Origin of the sequence: Polystyrenella longa, assembly GCF_007750395.1 — a bacterium.
Classification (GTDB): domain Bacteria; phylum Planctomycetota; class Planctomycetia; order Planctomycetales; family Planctomycetaceae; genus Polystyrenella; species Polystyrenella longa.
Map to the genome: position 1 here is coordinate 497979 of NZ_CP036281.1, position 18373 is coordinate 516351.

General features: G+C 51.7%; 15 protein-coding genes. 8 read left to right on the forward strand and 7 right to left on the reverse strand.

The window, feature by feature from the left end; all coding sequences use genetic code 11:
• Position 1: 1 nt before the first annotated feature.
• The 5 genes from Pla110_RS01805 to Pla110_RS01825 all read right to left on the reverse strand — a co-directional run bounded on the left by Pla110_RS01805 (position 2) and on the right by Pla110_RS01825 (position 4078).
• Positions 2–298 carry a hypothetical protein gene (locus Pla110_RS01805; RefSeq protein ID WP_144992619.1) on the reverse strand — a complete coding sequence of 99 codons (297 nt, stop codon included), beginning with the start codon at positions 296–298 and terminating at the stop codon, positions 2–4.
• A 106-nt stretch (positions 299–404) separates the two neighbouring features.
• Positions 405–1178 (reverse strand): glucose 1-dehydrogenase, encoded by a 774-nt coding sequence (locus Pla110_RS01810; RefSeq protein ID WP_144992621.1) that lies wholly within the window; start codon positions 1176–1178, stop codon positions 405–407.
• Between the two features lie 128 nt (positions 1179–1306).
• Positions 1307–2011 carry a gamma-glutamyl-gamma-aminobutyrate hydrolase family protein gene (locus Pla110_RS01815; RefSeq protein WP_144992623.1) on the reverse strand — a complete coding sequence of 235 codons (705 nt, stop codon included), beginning with the start codon at positions 2009–2011 and terminating at the stop codon, positions 1307–1309.
• Positions 2012–2060: 49 nt separating this feature from the next.
• Positions 2061–3440: a glutamine synthetase family protein gene (locus Pla110_RS01820; protein WP_144992625.1), complete on the reverse strand. Its 1380-nt coding sequence runs from the start codon at positions 3438–3440 to the stop codon at positions 2061–2063.
• A 149-nt stretch (positions 3441–3589) separates the two neighbouring features.
• Positions 3590–4078 carry a DinB family protein gene (locus Pla110_RS01825; protein WP_144992627.1) on the reverse strand — a complete coding sequence of 163 codons (489 nt, stop codon included), beginning with the start codon at positions 4076–4078 and terminating at the stop codon, positions 3590–3592.
• Positions 4079–4330: 252 nt separating this feature from the next.
• Here Pla110_RS01825 and Pla110_RS01830 point away from each other — a divergent pair, with 252 nt between their 5' ends.
• The 8 genes from Pla110_RS01830 (at position 4331) to Pla110_RS01865 (ending at position 15908) form a co-directional block, all read left to right on the forward strand.
• Positions 4331–5248: a GNAT family N-acetyltransferase gene (locus tag Pla110_RS01830; RefSeq protein WP_144992629.1), complete on the forward strand. Its 918-nt coding sequence runs from the start codon at positions 4331–4333 to the stop codon at positions 5246–5248.
• 500 nt (positions 5249–5748) lie between these two features.
• On the forward strand, positions 5749–7230 hold the full coding sequence (dnaA, locus tag Pla110_RS01835) for a chromosomal replication initiator protein DnaA (RefSeq protein WP_144992631.1): 1482 nt from the start codon (positions 5749–5751) through the stop codon (positions 7228–7230).
• 148 nt (positions 7231–7378) lie between these two features.
• On the forward strand, positions 7379–7945 hold the full coding sequence (gene dcd, locus Pla110_RS01840) for a dCTP deaminase (protein WP_144992633.1): 567 nt from the start codon (positions 7379–7381) through the stop codon (positions 7943–7945).
• A gap of 303 nt (positions 7946–8248) precedes the next feature.
• Positions 8249–9922, forward strand: a complete 1674-nt coding sequence (gene ettA, locus Pla110_RS01845; RefSeq protein WP_144992635.1) for an energy-dependent translational throttle protein EttA — start codon at positions 8249–8251, stop codon at positions 9920–9922.
• A gap of 156 nt (positions 9923–10078) precedes the next feature.
• The gene (locus tag Pla110_RS01850; protein ID WP_144992637.1) at positions 10079–12133 is read left to right on the forward strand and encodes a prolyl oligopeptidase family serine peptidase; all 2055 of its coding nucleotides are present in this window, start codon (positions 10079–10081) and stop codon (positions 12131–12133) included.
• Between the two features lie 72 nt (positions 12134–12205).
• The gene (gene ygfZ / locus Pla110_RS01855; protein WP_144992639.1) at positions 12206–13261 is read left to right on the forward strand and encodes a CAF17-like 4Fe-4S cluster assembly/insertion protein YgfZ; all 1056 of its coding nucleotides are present in this window, start codon (positions 12206–12208) and stop codon (positions 13259–13261) included.
• 187 nt (positions 13262–13448) lie between these two features.
• Positions 13449–14438 carry a malate dehydrogenase gene (locus Pla110_RS01860; RefSeq protein WP_144992641.1) on the forward strand — a complete coding sequence of 330 codons (990 nt, stop codon included), beginning with the start codon at positions 13449–13451 and terminating at the stop codon, positions 14436–14438.
• A 318-nt stretch (positions 14439–14756) separates the two neighbouring features.
• A complete protein-coding gene (locus Pla110_RS01865) occupies positions 14757–15908 on the forward strand; it encodes a serine hydrolase domain-containing protein (protein ID WP_197440441.1) in 1152 nt (383 codons plus the stop codon).
• A 51-nt stretch (positions 15909–15959) separates the two neighbouring features.
• Here the strand turns inward: Pla110_RS01865 and can are convergent, their stop codons facing one another.
• Both can and Pla110_RS01875 read right to left on the reverse strand, forming a co-directional pair.
• Positions 15960–16643, reverse strand: coding sequence for a carbonate dehydratase (gene can, locus Pla110_RS01870; protein ID WP_144999520.1), 684 nt, complete (start codon positions 16641–16643; stop codon positions 15960–15962).
• Between the two features lie 305 nt (positions 16644–16948).
• A complete protein-coding gene (locus tag Pla110_RS01875) occupies positions 16949–18205 on the reverse strand; it encodes a PDZ domain-containing protein (protein ID WP_144992645.1) in 1257 nt (418 codons plus the stop codon).
• Positions 18206–18373 lie beyond the last annotated feature (168 nt).

The following is an 18373-nucleotide window of genomic DNA, read 5'->3' on the forward strand; positions in this document are numbered from 1 at the left end:
CCTACAGGGAGAGCCACAGAACATAGAGAATTCCCAAGGCAACGACGAAGTACAGCAGCGAGGTTCCCAATAATTCCAGGGCGGTCTTTTTCTGAATTTCTTGCAGTATTGCGTGCTCGGCTTCCTTATCTTCAGTTCCGGAGGACGTGCAAACCAGAACCAATATGACGACAAAGGCCAACGTGAACCCATCGTCGCTATTGTGTTTTCCGGACGACAACTCCTGCAAAGGCTTCATCCAGAATTCCAAATCGAATAAGCGAAACCATGAATCCTGTTGGGTCAGCTGTTGAGTCATGACGTGATATCCTGCTTTATTCGAGAGAAATCTGGCGGCACCAGCAAATCAGAGAGGGCAGTTTATGAACGGGCCTCTCTCTGATATTGGCCGGCTTGCTTTAATATTATTCAGGCGTCACATAAGCGGCGGTAATGCCACCATCCACGACGAACTCGGTGCCGGTCATGTAGGAGGATTCGTCGGAGGCCAGGAATAAGGTGGCTTGGGCCATCTCTTTTGCCAAGCCAAAGCGGCCCATTGGAATGTGAACCAAGCGGCGCTGTTTTTTCTCTTCGGTGTTTAAGAATTTCATCAGGAGTTCTGTTTGCAAAGGTCCGGGACAGAGGGCATTCACGCGGATGTTTTCCCTGGCGTGAATCACCGCGAGTTCACGCGTCATGGCGACGACACCCCCTTTGCTAGCGGTATAGGCCACCTGCGGAGTTGCGGCACCCATCAAGGCCACGAAGGAGCCAGTGTTGATGATCGAGCCACCTCCGGCACGCTGTAATGCGGGGATACCAAACTTGCAACCAAGGAAAACCCCTTTCAGGTTGACGTTCATTGTCAGATCCCACACATCTTCTTCGGTATCCTGAGAATTCCCGTCGCGGCCGTCCATGATGCCTGCGTTATTGAACATCACATTCAGTTTGCCAAAAGTTTCTTCGGCCTGTTTCACCATGTTCTCACTATCAGCGGCGCTGGAGACATCGGCCTTCACGAAGATCGCTTCGCCTCCCGCTTCTTTCACCATCGCGACGGTTTCTTCTCCACCAGCGACGTTCATATCCACGCCGACAATCTTGGCTCCTTCCTGGGCGAACAACAAACAAGCTTCGCGACCAATGCCACTGGAAGCTCCCGTAATCAACGCCACTTTATCCTGCAACCGCATCGTTATTTCTCCTGAGTTTGTTTGGAAAGGTTATAGGTGAGGACAGACCTTTGAAACCTGGTCATGTCTTTTTATCTTTGTGCAGTCTTGATGATCTTTTTGAAACAAGAACCTCTGGGCTGCCGATTTTATTTGCTGTCACGGCAAGCGACGACGAACTTGTCGAATAACCGTTGTTGAATTGGGTCAATCGCCGACGTCAATTCCGGGTGCCACTGGACGGCGTATAACCAATGATGGCTGGGGCATTCGAGTGCTTCGATCACGCCATCGGCCGCTCTGCCGACTACCTGCAATCCATCGCCAACCTGGTTCACTGACTGATGATGCCAGGATGAAGAACTGAATTCGTGCGTCTCAAAGATCCGGGCGAGTTCGGATGCCGCGTCGAGTGAGACTTCATGCGGAGTCGGTTCGCGCGGAGGCATGCGATGATTGATCGATTCGCCATAGACATCGGGCAGGTGCGGATGGAGCGAACCTCCTTTAACGACGTTCACCATCTGTAGCCCTCGGCAAATTGCCAGGACTGGTTTGTTCGATTCCAGAATGCGTACTGTCAGCGCCGCTTCGGACGAGTCCCGTTCTTCGTCGAGCATGTAGATCGTTTCATGCATGTCACCCTGGTACCGACGGGGGTCGATGTCTCCACCTCCCGCGAGAATGAAACCATCCAGGCGTTCGATTAACTGATCGAATTCCGTTTCTCCCGGCGGGATCAATACGGGAATTCCATCTGCGCGCCGAACTGAGTCGACGTATTCGCCCGGTAATGTAAATCGATTCGATTCATCACGACCATACGTCGTGATTCCGATAAAAGGTTGGTTCATAGAAGTCTGATCTCAAGCAGACATGGGAGGGACGGGTAAAGGGACCAGGTCAGATACGTTCGAAGTATCGGCGGCGCTCCCAGTCGGTGATTTCGCGATCATATGCAGCCTGTTCCGTCCGAAAGAAGTGAACGTAATGACGCTGAATATCTTCACCGAAGGCTTCCTTCACGAATTCGGATTGTTCGAATCGATCCGTCGCTTCATGGAGGGTTTTAGGGACTTCCGGAATCTCATCGGCGCTGTACATGTCACCCGAGAAACATTCGGGAGGTTCAATCTTGTTTGCGATTCCGTTCAAACCCGAGGCGAGCGAAGCGGCGAAGGCGAGGTACGGGTTACAGTCGGCTCCTGGAATACGGCATTCAATCCGCAAGCTCGGTCCACTCCCCACGATTCGGAACCCGGCCGTGCGGTTGTCGTTACTCCACGCCAAACGAGTTGGCGCCCAGGAGCCTGCCCGAAATCGTTTATAAGAATTAACCGTCGGCGCGTAGAAGGGAGTCACTTCCCCCGCGTAACGAATCCAACCTCCCAGAAAATGCCGGAAGGTATCGGAGCAGGCGATGGAGCCGAACTTGTTCTGACCGACGAACGCGTTCTTACCATCTTTCCATAAGCTAAGATGCACGTGGCTACTCGAACCGGCCCAGTCTGTTTCAAACTTGGCCATAAAAGTGACACTGACGCCTTGTTTGTCGGCGGTCTCTTTCAGGCACTGTTTAAAAACGGCGTGGTTGTCCGCCATTTTGAGAATGTCGTCGTATTTAACATTCAGTTCATGCTGGCCTTTACCCCATTCCCCTTTGGTCGATTCAACAATCACTCCCGACTTACTGAGATATCGCCGCACGGCGCCGTTGAACGACTCTTCCCGCGTTCCCTGCATCATGTGGTAGTCTTCAATGTACCACCCTGCGGGTTGCAGATTATGAAAGTTCTTTTCGTTAGCTTCGCGGTAGCTGTCGTCGAACAGGTAGTACTCCAGTTCCGATCCCGCTTTAGCATCGAAACCAGCAGTTTGCGCCCGCATGATTTGCTCGTTCAGCAGACTGCGAGGAGCTTCCCGCACAGGGGAATGGGTCGCGTCGTTCTGAAGATTGCATTGAATCAGTGCGGTCTTGTCGAGCCAGGCGGCGTGACGCAGAGTGGTCAGATCGGGTAACAGGTGGAAGTCGCCGTAACCACTTTCCCAGTTTGCAAACTGATAACCGGGAATCGGTTCCATCTCCATGTCGACGGTCAGCAGATAATTGCAGGCATGAGTCCCGTCTTCGATGACGGTATCCAGAAAGAACTGTGCGTCAAACCGCTTGCCCACCATGCGACCGTACAAATCGGTAAAGACAGCGGCGACGGTATCAATTTCCTGTTGCTCAACAAGTTCTTTAAGTTCAGGGATCGTAAGTAATCCGGGAGGTGTCGACATCTATGAACTCCAGCGTTGCGCCTGACGGCGAGCAGAATGAATTGCGTACAATATTGTAGAGGGTGTTCTGAAGTCTTCAGTGGCGGCCTATCGAATCGGGGGAACAGAATTCGAGATCGTCACAACTGGGTTTCAGAACAAGGAACAGTTTACTTCTGAGCGGCCTTCCAACTGTTCAGGCAGAAGTGAGCTTGTCCCTGGTGATGCGCTTCATGCCAGGCGGAGATCATGAGCAGTTTCTCGACCGTCCATTCTCGCTCCTGACGCCCCGGTGTCAATTGTGAGAGATCCTTTCCTTCCCAGGATCGAATCGACTCCAGCAGATGCTCGCGAGTCAGTGCCAGTGTCTCCCGGATTTCTTCCGGTGAATGAATCTGGTCGTCGGCCACACTGTCTTTCATAAATCGAGGAATTAGATCGGGCAGGCCCGGTTTGGAATTTTGCAGGAAGGCAGTTGCAAAAATTTCCTCGGTGATGGCGATGTGCATTAATTGCCAACAGAGATGGGCTCGACCGGGGTTCGATTGCCATCCCAGGACGGCGGAGGGGTCGGGTAGTTCCGCAATGGTGTCCAGCGTCGCCAAAGTGAGTTCGCGGGCAAATTCCCAATGTTGGATGGTCTGTTCGATGGCACTCATATGTGAAATTCCTCTCGTCTCTTTCGGAAAATTCGGTAAGAGGTCAATTGTAACGCCTTTACAATCAAGTGAAATAAAACGTATTGATGAATAGCATATGTAGACATTGATGCGTCAGGGGAATCACTTTTACCTCATTTTCCCTGCTGGGTGCCATGCGGTGACCCTGTTTTTCTTGACCGGCGTTGTAGGCTGGTCGTTTCCCACGCGACCATTCCAGGTTCGTTGCTCCCGCGGTGTCAGGTGATTTTCATGACGATTCACGTTTCAGCCGCCAACGGAGAGAAACAGGAACGTGCGCTGAGGGTGCTGTTTCACGATATGTTGCCAGAGGAACTGCAGTCGCAGATCAATATTGTTCAAGAAGCGAACAAACGGGGAGATTTGCAGCTGGAAGGGCTTTATCTGGCAGAAGAGCAGGGGGAGGACGTGGGGGCCTGCCTCACCTTAACTCAGCGAGACCGCTCGGCTTTCGTCTGGCCGCCCGTCGTCCTGGATGCGATCAACTGGGAACGGGTCGGTTCCGCACTGCTGCAGGAAATTCAGAAACAGCAGGACGTGGTCGGGGTGCTATACGCTCAGGCGATGCTCGATCCCGACGCTCTGGATGAACGGAGCCTGCTGGAAAAAAATGGCTTCGAGCCTTTGGCAGAACTTTATTTTATGGAATGCCAGCCAGATCGACAGAAAACCACACACCCACAATTACGAGCTGGGAAAGAATGCCGGTCAACGTCGTTAGAAGAGTTGGGGGAGACAGGGCCGTTTCGCGAGGTTCTGGAACGAACCTACGAGGAGACGTTGGATGTTCCTCAATTTAATCTCATGCGGTCTGGTGAAGAGTCGCTCGAAAGTCATCGTCTGAATGGCCCTTTCGATCCGGCTCTCTGGTTTTTGTATTACGTTGGCGATACTCCAGCCGGGTTGATTCTGCTGCGAAATTACGACGCGGACGATCGCTGGGAAGTCGCGTACATGGGCGTGGTTCCGGAACACCGGGGGACGGGGTTGGGGACCTTCATGCTGCAGGAGGCCGTTAACCGTGCTCGTGCATTACAAAGGTCAGTGGTCTTTCTCGCAGTCGATTCACGAAACCACTTCGCTTTAGAGATCTACGAACGAATTGGATTTCAGCGAATGACGGTCAAGCAGGTACTGATTCGTCCGTAACTCTATTCTGCAAACAGTTTGCGCTATCAATCGGGAGAACGGGCTTCGCAAAATTCAATCACACGTTCGTTTGCAAAGTTGAAGATATTTTGGAAATTCCACAACTTCTGAACATCTCGATTCGTGATTTGACGGTAGCGGGAAAAAGTTCTGTCCGGTGAAGATGCATGAATTTTCGGAGAAGAAGCGCCGCCGGATCAGTTCCCGAAAAATCTCTTTCAGAAATTGGCTCGCTGAGGTTTGACAGTTGAGCGCTGTAGGATAACATCGTTCTATCAGTGAACGAGTCGTCCTTTCGACAGCAAGCATGGTGCAAAGCAAGCTGTCGATCTTTCCTGTCTTATCAATCCTCTCTTTGACTACAAGGATTCGTGTTCGCGTCAATTTGGTAACGGAATGCTACCCTTCCCTTCTGCTTTTGTGAGTTTTTTAGTGCTCATGTGAATGGAGGAATTGCGCGCAATGACTGGCTTTGAGACACAGCCCTAAAGGGATGCAAGATGCAGGCCCAATCCTTGGCGATGGTGCAGCCGCAATCTTTTTGCGAATCAACTTTCCTCGGACTACTTCAAGACGAAATAGGCTCAAAAAATTATGACAGTTGGTTTAAAAACAAGGTTTCCCTGAAAACGGAACAGGATGAACTCAGTGTTGGCGTGGGCAGCCCTTTTCTGCTGAACTGGATGCAGAAGCAGTTTCGCACCCCGCTAACCAAGCTCGCGCGAAATTTTCTCGGCGATTCTGCACGTGTCAACTTTCATGTTGATGCGGCCATGCTGGAACAAAGCCGCGCTGAGCACAAACAGCAAACTACCAAGCCTGCGCTGGTCGTGCCGATTACCAATACTTCGGCGTCGGCCCAGTCTCGCGAAGAGAACTCGGCGACTGTAGCTGCACCACGTAAAGCGGTGCCTCAGCAGGGGCACGCACGCCGCACGGGTCGCAAGTATGCAAGTCTCGCTGATTTTATCAGTGGAGAATCCAACCAGCTCGCGTACACGGCGTCGCTACAGGCCTGTCAATTTCCAGGGGAGCGGTTCAATCCGCTTTATCTGCATGGAAACGTCGGTCTGGGGAAATCGCATCTGCTGGAAGGGATGTACAAGTCGATGCGGCAACTGCACCCCAGCTTAAATGTGATGTTGATTAATGCTGAATCGTTTGCGAATTACTTTACATTAGCCTTACGCGATCGGACTCTTCCCAGTTTTCGGCATAAATTCCGGAACGTGGACATTCTGCTCGTCGACGACATCGATTTTCTGGAAGATAAAAAAGTCATTCAGGAAGAATTTCTGCACACCTTCCGTCAGCTTGACTCCAAAGGATGCCAGATCGTGCTGACGTCCGACCGGCATCCTCGTCTACTGACGAAGACCTCTTCCGAATTGTCGACTCGTTTTCTGTCCGGTTTAGTTTGTAAAATTGAGTCTCCCGATAAAACGACTCGCGAACAAATTGTGCAGCACAAAGCCCAAAAGATGAATAGCCCACTCAGTAAGAGTGTGCTCCGATTCATCGCCTCCCGGTTTCAGCAGAATGTGCGGGAACTGGAAGGAGCGCTCAACTGTCTGGAAACTCATCGCCTGATGGAGGCCAGTCAGACTTTGTCTGTGAATTCGGCTCGCAAAATCCTGTCGGACCTCGAACGGGATTGTGTGCGAATTGTGAGGATGGCAGATGTCGATTCCATCGTGTCGGAGTTCTTTGGGATTACCCCTGAGGAAATCAAATCAGCGAGTCGCAGTCGTAAGTTCAGTCTCCCCCGGATGATCGCCATTTACCTGACCCGCAAACTGACTGAAGCCGCCTACAAAGACATCGGCCAGCACTTCGGTGGACGGAATCACAGCACGGTCATGTCGGCAGAGAGGAAAGTGATCAAGTCGCTCGAACAGGGTTCTGTTTTCAAGCTCGCTCTCAAGGAATGGCCCGCTCGCGATTTGGTGGATACCCTGGAACGCCGTCTGCTCGCGTCCTGATCAAGGGAGTGTTCATGCGGGATTCTGTTGCATTCTCGATGCGAAAATCCTACTGTGGCAGTATGTTCGTCGCGATCAGTCGGACTGGCTGTCGCCAATGTGGACTGCGTCTGGTTAAACCCGTTTTTAAAACGACAGGCTTGTGCTGATGATTCTTTCCGGAATGGAAATCAAAGCCCAGTTGGGAAACAACATCGAAATTGATCCGTTCCGAGAATCGCAGCTCAACCCGAACAGTTACAACTTGTCATTGCACAATGAACTTCTGGTCTATGAAGAAATTGTGCTGGATATGAAACGGCCCAATCGGTATCGCCGCTACGAAATTCCTGAAGAGGGGTTCGTGCTGCAACCGCATAAACTGTATCTGGCACGAACGGTCGAGCGGACCGAGACGCACAACCTGGTGCCGATGCTGGAAGGACGTTCTTCGGTCGGTCGACTCGGGTTGATCGTCCACTGCACGGCCGGTTTCGGTGATGTCGGTTTCTGCGGTTACTGGACGCTCGAAATGTTTGCCGTGCAACCAGTTCGGATTTATCCTAACCTGCCAATCTGCCAGATCTTTTATCACACTCTGGAAGGTGAAGTGCAGGAATACAAAAGCGATAAGTATCAGAACAATCGGGATATCCAGCCGAGCCTGTTGTACCGCGAATTCGAGCAGACAACCGACCCGCAGATGCGTCTCGGTTTTCATACGCATGACGATTAGCGTTACGACCAAGCCGTCGGGCATCTAGTCGGCATGATCCGACCGATTTGAAATCAGTGACTTTAACCCTTGCCAACCGGTCTGCGCTGAATTATCAAGCAGTCCCAATGTTCGAATCAGTTTGAAAGCCCGTTTTCGTCCTCAAGGTAGACGTCCGGGCTCCAGGAATTCACCTTACAAGTAGTTTTAAAACCCTCTGCTGGGTCACATTGCCCCAGTTTTTGTAGAGTTTCGGACAGCCACAACCGGGTTTTGAAATGGCCTCTAAACTTTTTAGACTTATTCAGTAAGCAGACAGAAATCATGTCGCAACAATACATTATGTCGATCGAAGGCCTCACTCGCATTTATGACGAGAAAGAGGTCCTGAGCAATATTAATATCGCTTTCCTGCCGGGTGCCAAAATTGGTGTTCTGGGGGGCAATGGTTCTGGTAAGAGTACGCTGCTACGCATTATGGCGGGTAAAGACCAGGACTACATGGGGACCGTTCGTCCGGCCAAAAATATCAGCATTGGTTATTTTGAGCAGGAGCCTCAACTTGATCCGGAGCAGACGGTCGAAGAGGCCATCTTTGAAGCGGTGCAGGGATCTCAAGCGATCCTTGATCGTTACAATGAAGTGAACATGAAGTTCGCCGAAGAGATGACGCCCGAGGAGATGGAGCGACTGATCGAAGAGCAGGCGAAACTGCAGGATAAGATCGACGCTGCCAATTTATGGGAACTCGACCGAACCGTCGAACTGGCGATGGAAGCTTTACGCGTGCCACCCAGTGACGCGAAAATAGATAAGCTGTCCGGGGGAGAAAAACGCCGCGTCGCTCTCTGTCGTCTGGTCCTTGAAAACCCGGACATGCTGCTCCTCGACGAACCCACGAACCACCTCGACGCCGAATCTGTCGCCTGGTTGGAGCATTTCCTGAAAGATTTCCCGGGGACTGTCGTTGCCGTCACCCACGACCGGTACTTCCTCGACAATGCCGCCGGTTGGATTCTGGAACTCGACCGCGGGCAGGGAATTCCTTACGAAGGGAACTATTCTTCCTGGCTGGAACAGAAACAGGCTCGGCTTAAAGAAGAGGAACGCCGCGAATCCAAACGGCAACGGATGCTGAAGCAGGAACTCGAGTGGGTGCGCATGTCGCCCAAAGCTCGTGCGACTAAAAACAAAGCTCGACTGGAACGGTACGAGTCCTTAGCCGCACAACAATACGATGAACGAGAAGACGCCGCCGATATCCAGATTCCTGTTTCACGACCATTGGGTGACTTGGTTGTGCGGGCGGAAGGGTTATCGAAAGCGTTCGATGATAAAGTTCTGTTTGAAGATCTTGAATTCAACCTGCCTCGCGGGGGAATCGTCGGTGTGATCGGACCGAACGGTGCCGGTAAAACGACTCTGTTCAAAATGATCATGGGAACCGAAGAACCGACCTCCGGGTCGTTGCGAATTGGAGACTCGGTCGAACTCGCTTATGTTGATCAGAGTCGCGACGCGCTCGATGGAAACAAATCTGTTTACGAAGAAATCTCCGGTGGTCTGGACTTGATGGAAGTCGGTGGAAGCCGCATTCACGCACGGGCTTATTGCGGTCGATTCAACTTCAAGGGTTCCGATCAACAACAGAAAGTCGGTACACTCTCCGGGGGACAACGCAACCGGGTCCACTTGGCGAAACTGCTTCGCTCTGGTGGAAACCTGCTGCTGCTCGACGAACCCACAAACGACCTCGACGTGGAAACACTTCGCTCGCTGGAAGATGCCCTGTCCAACTTTGGCGGATGTGCCATGGTGACGAGCCACGACCGTTGGTTCCTCGACCGGATCGCGACCCACATTCTTGCCTTCGAAGGAGATAGCAATATCGTCTGGTTCGAAGGGAACTACAAGATGTATGAGATCCAGCGACGCGAGCGGCTGGGTGACGACGCCGATCGCCCAAGGCGGGTTCGATATAAACGAATTGTCACTTAAGCAATTCATCGAAAATCAGCATGATACAGGCTTCCCGCACCTTTTCCACGGGAAGCCTTTTTTCATGCGGTGCGACTGTTCTTCGGGAGTGGGTCTGTTAGGATGAATGGTCTCCTGTTCGCCGATGATTCCCTCACAGTAGCTGGAAGTAGATGCATGCCGTCCCGCCTGAAAACTCTATTCGTTTGTGCTATAGTTTCGCTTCTTGTCTGTGAAACTAAAGCGGTCTTCGCTGATGGCGAGCGGGATAATGATTCGACCCAGGTGCGTCGTATTCCCAAAGAGGGCGTCGAAATTCCAGACGACGTTCGTGCCGAACTTACCGAGAGCTTGCAGCATCTCGAGAAGCAGATTAACGAACTGCGGACAAAAAAAGACGAACAAGTCTCTTCGCTGCTACCGGATGTGGAAATCTTTCATCGCGCCGTACGGGTAGCAATCGAATACAATGAGTTCTTCGATCAAAAAGAATTCTCCGTTGCCAAGGCTTTAGTGGCGACTGGATCGGAACGGGCTCAACAATTATCCGAAGGTAAATCTCCCTGGACTCGTCAAACGGGACTGGTGGTTCGTGGGTATCGTTCGCGAATTGATGACACCGTTCAACCTTACGGTTTGCTCATCCCGGATGGGTACAACTTCGACGACACTCGGGAGTACCGCTGTGATCTTTGGTTTCATGGTCGCGGTGAAACATTAAGCGAAGTCAACTTCATCAACCAGCGCATGAAGTATGGCAGTTATGTGACTCCGGAAAACACGATCGTCTTGCATCCCTATGGGCGATATAGCAATGCATTCAAATTCGCCGGTGAGGTCGATGTACTCGAAGCTCTGGAGTCGACTCAAGAACGGTACCGCATCAACGAAGACTTAATTGCCTCTCGTGGTTTCTCCATGGGTGGTGCGGCGGCGTGGCAGTTTGCCGTGCACTATCCCGATCGCTGGTTTGCCGCGAATCCGGGAGCCGGTTTTTCAGAAACGCCCGAGTTTCTCAAGTTCTTTCAAAAAGAAAAACTCAACCCGAATGAGCAGGAACGTGCCTTGTGGCATCTCTACGACTGCACTGATTACGCCGTGAACCTGAAAGCCTGTCCGACGATAGCTTACAGTGGCGAACTCGACATTCAAAAGCAGGCGGCCGATGTTATGGAAACAGCGTTGGCAAAAGAAAATATCCGGTTGATGCATATCATTGGCCCGGAAACGAAACACAGTATTCATGTCGATTCCCGCACGATTATCGAACAGAAATTGAACGAACTTGCCAAGTTTGGACGTCCCTTCCTGCCCCGACGTCTGGAGTTTGTGACCTACACACTCAAGTACAACAAGATGCACTGGATCACATTGAATGGACTCCAGAAGCATTGGACAGAAGCCCGCATCAAAGCGGAGACTCGTGGCAACGAGGTGATCGCGACGACAAAAAATATCCGGGATCTTACATTCGAATTTCCGGCGGGTTCTTATCGTTTCGAAATGGATCAACCCATCACGGTGAACATTGACGGACAGACATTGGAACTACCTGGCCCTATGTCTGACTTGTCCTGGAAGACAAGGCTCCAGTTGAAGAACGACCAATGGGTTGTTGCCGAAACAGAAGTTGAGTTGCAGGCAGGTGCTAAAGCTGCCAGCTTACGGAAACAGCATGATCTCCAGGGACCAATTGACGATGCCTTTATGGATTCATTCGTCGTGGTGACTCCGACTGGCACGAGTCCACATAGCCATGTGCAGGAATGGTCCGCGTCCGAACAGGAACACGCCATCGTTCACTGGCGTCGACATTTCCGAGGCGACGCCCAAGTCGTGAGTGATGCCGAACTGACCGATGAACAGATTGTCGCATCCAACTTGATTCTCTTTGGAGATCCTGCAAGCAACAAAGTTTTGGCCAGAATCTCAGATCAACTGCCCATTCAATGGACGCCAGAGGCCATCTCGGTCGGTTCTAAAAAATACGATGCGAGCCACCATGCGTTGATCCTGATTTATCCGAATCCGCTCAACCCCCAAAAGTATGTGGTGCTTAATAGTGGGTTCACATTTCGTGAATACGACTATCTCAATAATGCCCGGCAGGTTCCCAAACTTCCCGACTGGGCAATTATCGATTTGAATACTCCCGCCGACAGTCGTGCTCCGGGTAAGGTAGTCGATCTCGATTTCTTCGACGAATCCTGGCAGCTTGCTCCTGCTGAATAGAACGATTTACGACTTCATTTATTAATATCTTTCAATCTGGAACTTTTTCCTTTTCCATAGCAGAACAAATATATGACCGCTGCAGATACCTTGTCGCTTCTCCGTGCTCACAGTCAGTCAGAGACATTATCCGAATTGCCCGGTCCCCGGTTGAAGTCGTTCGGTGACAGTGCCGCGGAATGGAAAGCCGTTGAAGAAGAAACTGTCTTGTTCGATTTGAACCAGTCGTTCTGCTGGAGAATGACGGGGAAGGATCGCATCAAGTTTATGAACAATTTCTGCACGAACAATATGGTTCTACTGCAACCAGGTTCGGGATGTGAAACCTTTTCGACATCCGTGAAAGGACGTGTACTGGGACATCTGTTTGTCGTCTGTGAAACTGACAGCCTGCTTTTGATTGGATTAGGTGGTGATGAAGAAGAATTGCTTAAGCATTTTCGCAAGTATGTATTGCTGGACGATGTGCAAATCACTCCCTTGAACGAGCAGTATGAACTCTTTTACATGACGGGCAACGGGGCTGGCGCGAAAGCGGAAGAGGTTATCGGCACCTCGCTGGAACGATGGCAAACTGCAGAGGTTGATCAGTTTGAACAGCCTTTCTTATCAGTAAGAATTGATCTGTTTGATATGCCCGGTTATCTTCTGATGATTCCTCAAAATGACGTTGCCACACACTGGAAATATCTTACTGAGAACGGCATACTCGCCGCAGGAGCTGACTGCTTTCATACGCTGCGAATTGAAAGCGGTCTTCCGCTATGCGGAATCGATATCTCCGAAGACAACCTCGCTCATGAAGCGGCCCGTACAAGCTCAGCGATCTCATTTACAAAAGGGTGTTACCTCGGGCAGGAGCCAATTGCTCGCCTGGAAACGTTAGGTCACACCAATCAAGAGCTAAGGAGTGTGTCGTGGGATGGAGCCCACATTTTCTCTCCGGGAGCAGCCCTCTTTACCACTGCAGGGGAAAAGCAAATTGGTCGCATCACCTCGACCTGCCTGCACCCCGATGGAACCAGTGGTCGGGCTCTGGCGATGGTTCGCCGAGAATATCTCGAATCAGGCACGGCCGTACTGATTGATGCAGAAGGAGTTGAAAAACAGCTCGCCGTCGTATTGTAAGAACATATTGTAAGAGCGTGCTGTAAGTCTTTTAGTCATTTTGCGATAAGCCGCCTGAATCGTGCTCGTCCTTGGTCGATTCTTCGTCCCAACCCTCGTTTGATGACTGGTTCGGTTACATCGGCGTCCGATTTTTTCTAAGATACACTTTTCCATACATCTATTTGCTTCTTTCAGGAGTCCAGGAATGAAAGCCCCGATTCGCGTGGCCGTCACAGGCGCCGCCGGTCAGATTGGTTACGCCCTCTTGTTCCGTATTGCATCGGGTCAACTCTTTGGTAAAGACCAGCCCGTTATTCTCCATCTCGTCGAGGTTCCCCCGGTAATGGGTGCTCTCGATGGCGTGGAAATGGAACTTGATGACTGCGCATTCCCGACCCTGGCTGGTGTCGTCAAAGCGGACAGTGACCATCTCGAAGACGGATTCGCTGATTGCAACTTCGTGCTGTGCGTTGGTTCTGTTCCCCGTAAAGCGGGTATGGAACGGGGCGATCTGATCCGTATCAATGGACCGATCTTCACCAACACTGGCAAAGCGATTCAAGCCGCTGCGGCGAAAGACGTCCGTATTGTCGTCGTTGGAAACCCGTGTAACACGAACTGCCTGATCGCCATGGCGAACGCCCCCGATATCCCCCGGGATCGTTGGTACGCGATGATGATGCTTGACGAAAACCGTGCTGTTTCTCAGCTCGCGAAAAAATCGGGCATGACGGTGGCCGATGTCAAAAACATGACGATCTGGGGTAACCACTCCGCGACGCAGTATCCGGACTTCTACAACGCCACGATTGGTGGCAAACCTGCTGCTGACGTTATTGGTGACGAATCCTGGTTGCAGGATACGTTCATCGAAACCGTTCAGAAACGAGGCGCCGCCGTCATTCAGGCTCGTGGAGCTTCTTCGGCCGCTTCCGCTGCCAACGCCTGTATCGATACCGTCAAAAACATCATCACTCCCACTCCGGCTGGCGAATCCTTCAGTGCTGCGATCTGCAGTGATGGAAGTTACGGAATCGATGAAGGTCTGATCTGCAGCTTCCCACTCACTAGCGATGGTTCCAACTGGTCCATCAAGCAGGGTGTGAAGCAGAACGAATGGGCACAAGCCAAAGTCGATGCGACTGTCGCCGAATTGAAAGAGGAACGGGACACGGTTAAAGATCTGCTTCCATAAGCAGGGACCAGCAACCAGCCCCGATTCAACAAAACCTGACAAACGCCGTGGTGGAGATTCCCCACGGCGTTTGTTACGTTTAAGAGTGATTTTACCGGTAAGTCTCTGAGGATGTAGAAGCCGATCCGTGTCCGAAAAAGCATCCCAAGATGGGTAGCCCGGACAACCACGAAGTGGTGTCCGGGTCGCGCAGCGACAAGCCAGCACCAGATGGTGTGTCTATCCCAATTGTGTGTCACATTTCTATCTGTGTTCTTTTCTAGTGCCCCAAATCTTTTTGCTCTTCAATTTCACTGTCTTACTTTCGAAAGCACTCCCATGCCGCCGTTTGCAGAATTGAAACCGAGCCAGGATCCTGCTGTTGTGGGACTCTGTCCCGAGCGCTGGACCGGGATTTCTAAACAGGCAGCGGCCTGGTGCGCAGCGGATGCTATTCCGGCGATCTCTTACTTGATGGGAAAAGAGAGCAATGCCACGGAGGTTGTACGGCTGGGGCGGCAACAGGTCAATTCGGATAAACCTCTGGCAACCGACAGCATCTTTCTCGTCGCCTCGATCACCAAGCCGATCGTGGGTACGGCTGTTTTGCAATTGCTCGAGCAGGGCGAGTTGATGCTAAACGACAAAGTCCGCAAGTTCATTCCCGAGTTCAAAGGGACCGGGAAAAATAGCATCACCCTGCGGCATCTGCTCACCCACAGTTCCGGTTTGCCCGATATGCTTCCGAACGATTTTGATCTGCGAAATGCGCACGCCCCCTTAAGCCGTTTCATCGAGGGAATCTGTCAGGCTGATTTACTCTTCACGCCGGGAGAATCAGTCAGCTACCAGAGTATGGGATTCTGCTTGCTTGGAGAAGTGATTCAGCGAATCACGTCGTTGCCCTGTGCTGATTACCTGCATCAGTCGATCTTCGCTCCGTTACAGATGCACGATACCGCCCTCGGTGCTCCAGACAATTGGTACGAGGGTGATAAACCGAAGGCGAATCGCATCGCAGAAATACGTCTTCCCGAGACGCAACTCGCTGCCAATTGGAATTGGAATGAAAAGTATTGGCAATCATTGGGAGCACCGTGGGGTGGGTTGCTGACAACTCCCGAAGATCTGTCCCGGTTCGCCGCCATGATGTTGAATGAAGGCCACTTTGAGGACGCGACAATATTAAGCCCCGCTACCGTGCGTGTTGCGACCACCAACCAGTTGAATGCAATGATCGACATGCCGGAAAAGGAACGTCGATGTCGTCCCTGGGGGTTGGGATGGAAGCTGACCTGGCCCGGTTATTCTGCGCACTTTGGCGATCTGCACAGTCCCAATACATTCGGGCACTGGGGCTCGACCGGCACGCTACTGTGGATGGATCCCGAGAATAATTCGTTTGGCATTATCCTCTGTACTGAACCTCAGGAACCGCACGGTCCTTATCTCGCCCGCATGACCAATCGCATGCGGGCTTCGATTCGATAAGAGTCTGAAGTCGCTTCGGTATCTTTGGAAAAGATCCTTAGCGACTCTATCTTACCCAGTAGGTTGACTGGAAGAACCACTCGCACCCGCCAGCATCGTGGAGTCTACCGCAAGGCGATAGATGTCGGACAATTCATCGGGGTGAGTGATGCAACTGCCCAGGTCTTTGAGGATTCCATCTTTCAAGCGGTAGATCCAACCATGAACGGCCAATTCCTGACCATTCTCCCAAGCTTCCTGCACAATCGTTGTATGGCAGACGTTTAGAACCTGCTCGATGACATTCAACTCGCAGAGGGTATCGAGTTCCGACTCGTTGTCAGCACATTCGGAAAGCAGTTGTTCGTGCTTGGACCGCACATCTTTGATATGGCGTAGCCAGTTATCAATCAGTCCAAGTTTGTTGTTCTGCATTGCCCCTTTGACTCCGCCGCAACCATAGTGACCACAGACGATCACATGTTTCACTTTAAGGACGGCGACGGCGTATTCCAGCACGGATAAGCAATTGAAGTCGCTATGAACCACCACGTTGGCGATATTGCGATGGACGAAAACTTCGCCCGGAGCCATTCCCATAATCTGATTCGCCGGGACACGACTGTCTGCACAGCCAATCCACAGGATTTCAGGTGATTGTTGGGCCTCTAAGTTTTTAAAGAAATTAGGGTCGCGATCAATTTCGCTTTGAGCCCAATCACGGTTCTTCTGAAAGATATTCTTTAACACTCTCATCATTAACTCCCCCAGAGCGTACCTTGTTCAGCAACTCCACGCGCGACGTGTCCATGAAAGGACCATCACCGTGATAATTTGCAGATTAAGGCTTACCCTGAAAACATGTTGCCGAGCATGCGTCTGATCGACATGATCAGAAAGGGTCGCGTTCAAGAGTAGAACCCATCCTGAAAATCAGTTGTGGCTGTTCCTGATCCGGTTGATACCGATCCAAGATGCTCCAACAGCAGGTTTCAGGAAGAATTCTAAAGTACTCTCAAGTGTCTTTAATTAGTGTCGTTTAAAGTATCATACGAGGTAAATTAGTTAGAAGGAAGCTCGATTACCTCAGTAGGAGCACCGAGTACCTGTGTAGAGCGACGAGGTGAATAGAACTCGGGCGCTTCTGATTGTGGGATAACGCGCGGGTCAAGGACTGGTTGCATCTGCAATTCGATCGGAGTACGAGGGTCGACGACGGGAGCTGGTCCAGGCTTGTAGGTGCCGACTTCCACGAAACCAAGTCCACCTGGTAGCGGGACGACCATTTTACGTGGTTCGGGACCAGGAGCCACCGCGTCGAACTCAAGTTGAGTTGGCGGTACTTTTCCCGATGCATTATCAGAGGGATTGGATGTGCCTGCCGTCATTTGAATATCACGGTCACCAAGTTGAACGGTCAGTTCACCGAGACGCGAGCCACGAATGAGGACGACTTGAACTTCGTCGCCCGTTTGATGTGCGTGGACGATATCAACTAGTTTGTTGAGGGAACCGACTGGCTGGCCATCGACGGCGATGATGATGTCATGCTTCATCAACCCTGCTTTACTCGCCGGAGTGTTATCACCCACTTGTGTCAGATGAAGGCCAGCGCCTGCGGGAATGATGTCTTTGAACTGAGTTGCCAGTGCCTCGCTGATGGGTTTGACGCTGACGCCCAGATAAGCTTTCTGTGGTGGCTCATTCGTATTTGCCTGGACAACAGAAGAAGCGTCCGCTTTCGGTGAGAAATCTTCCAGTGTTGAAAGAGGTTCCTGTCCCGGCTCCGGAGGAGCTTCCAACGGAATGGGAGGGGCAATTGGTTTTACAGGGGTCGGTTCATTGGATTTAGGTTGAGTCGGTTCCGGCGGTGCCTCGAGTCGGGGAGAAGACTCAGGTCCCAGTAGTTGAGGACCGTCCTCATCGGGTGTGCCCAACAAGTCGGGCTCACTGGGGGCACCAAGGACGTCTTCACCGGGGGCTCCGGTGTAAGCCTCGTCAAAAAGTTGATCAGGACGTTCGGCGTAGACAGGGCCACGCAGTTCCGGGTTGACGCTCACATCGAGATCGATGGGAATGGTACCATTCTGGCGGACTTGAACATCGACAGATCGATCTCCATTGCGATCGGGACCAATTTCAATCTTCAGTCCACGGGCATATGGGGTGAAGCGACCAATATCCAGCTGGAAGCCGCCTCTCGATTTTCGTTCGATGGCTCCTTCTCCCGGAGGATCTGCCAGCAGTGCTGCGGGTGCCAGGAGGAGACTTCCAATTCCCAGGACACAGATTGTTCGGACGTAGTGAGGTAACTTCATGAGCGGACTCCGGTCTGCAGGGGGGCGCCATCGATTTTCTGGCGATAGTCAAACAGTTATACGTGGGGTGAAACAAGCACCGGTCAGGCTACGCCTGAGGGGGCACAAGTCATCTATTTTCGGGCGATATCGCTGAAAACGGCGAGCAGAATGGCTCGGACAGTTTGT

What these genes read in the sequence shown, in the direction of transcription:
- Pla110_RS01815 (WP_144992623.1), bottom strand. Translation starts at nt 2,011, where the DNA reads ATGAACCAACCTTTTATCGGAATCACGACGTATGGTCGTGATGAATCG.
- Pla110_RS01860 (WP_144992641.1), top strand. Translation starts at nt 13,449, where the DNA reads ATGAAAGCCCCGATTCGCGTGGCCGTCACAGGCGCCGCCGGTCAGATT.
- dnaA (WP_144992631.1), top strand. Translation starts at nt 5,749, where the DNA reads ATGCAGGCCCAATCCTTGGCGATGGTGCAGCCGCAATCTTTTTGCGAA.
- Pla110_RS01830 (WP_144992629.1), top strand. Translation starts at nt 4,331, where the DNA reads ATGACGATTCACGTTTCAGCCGCCAACGGAGAGAAACAGGAACGTGCG.
- ygfZ (WP_144992639.1), top strand. Translation starts at nt 12,206, where the DNA reads ATGACCGCTGCAGATACCTTGTCGCTTCTCCGTGCTCACAGTCAGTCA.
- Pla110_RS01825 (WP_144992627.1), bottom strand. Translation starts at nt 4,078, where the DNA reads ATGAGTGCCATCGAACAGACCATCCAACATTGGGAATTTGCCCGCGAA.
- Pla110_RS01850 (WP_144992637.1), top strand. Translation starts at nt 10,079, where the DNA reads ATGCCGTCCCGCCTGAAAACTCTATTCGTTTGTGCTATAGTTTCGCTT.
- Pla110_RS01865 (WP_197440441.1), top strand. Translation starts at nt 14,757, where the DNA reads ATGCCGCCGTTTGCAGAATTGAAACCGAGCCAGGATCCTGCTGTTGTG.
- Pla110_RS01820 (WP_144992625.1), bottom strand. Translation starts at nt 3,440, where the DNA reads ATGTCGACACCTCCCGGATTACTTACGATCCCTGAACTTAAAGAACTT.
- Pla110_RS01805 (WP_144992619.1), bottom strand. Translation starts at nt 298, where the DNA reads ATGACTCAACAGCTGACCCAACAGGATTCATGGTTTCGCTTATTCGAT.
- can (WP_144999520.1), bottom strand. Translation starts at nt 16,643, where the DNA reads ATGAGAGTGTTAAAGAATATCTTTCAGAAGAACCGTGATTGGGCTCAA.
- ettA (WP_144992635.1), top strand. Translation starts at nt 8,249, where the DNA reads ATGTCGCAACAATACATTATGTCGATCGAAGGCCTCACTCGCATTTAT.
- Pla110_RS01875 (WP_144992645.1), bottom strand. Translation starts at nt 18,205, where the DNA reads ATGAAGTTACCTCACTACGTCCGAACAATCTGTGTCCTGGGAATTGGA.
- dcd (WP_144992633.1), top strand. Translation starts at nt 7,379, where the DNA reads ATGATTCTTTCCGGAATGGAAATCAAAGCCCAGTTGGGAAACAACATC.
- Pla110_RS01810 (WP_144992621.1), bottom strand. Translation starts at nt 1,178, where the DNA reads ATGCGGTTGCAGGATAAAGTGGCGTTGATTACGGGAGCTTCCAGTGGC.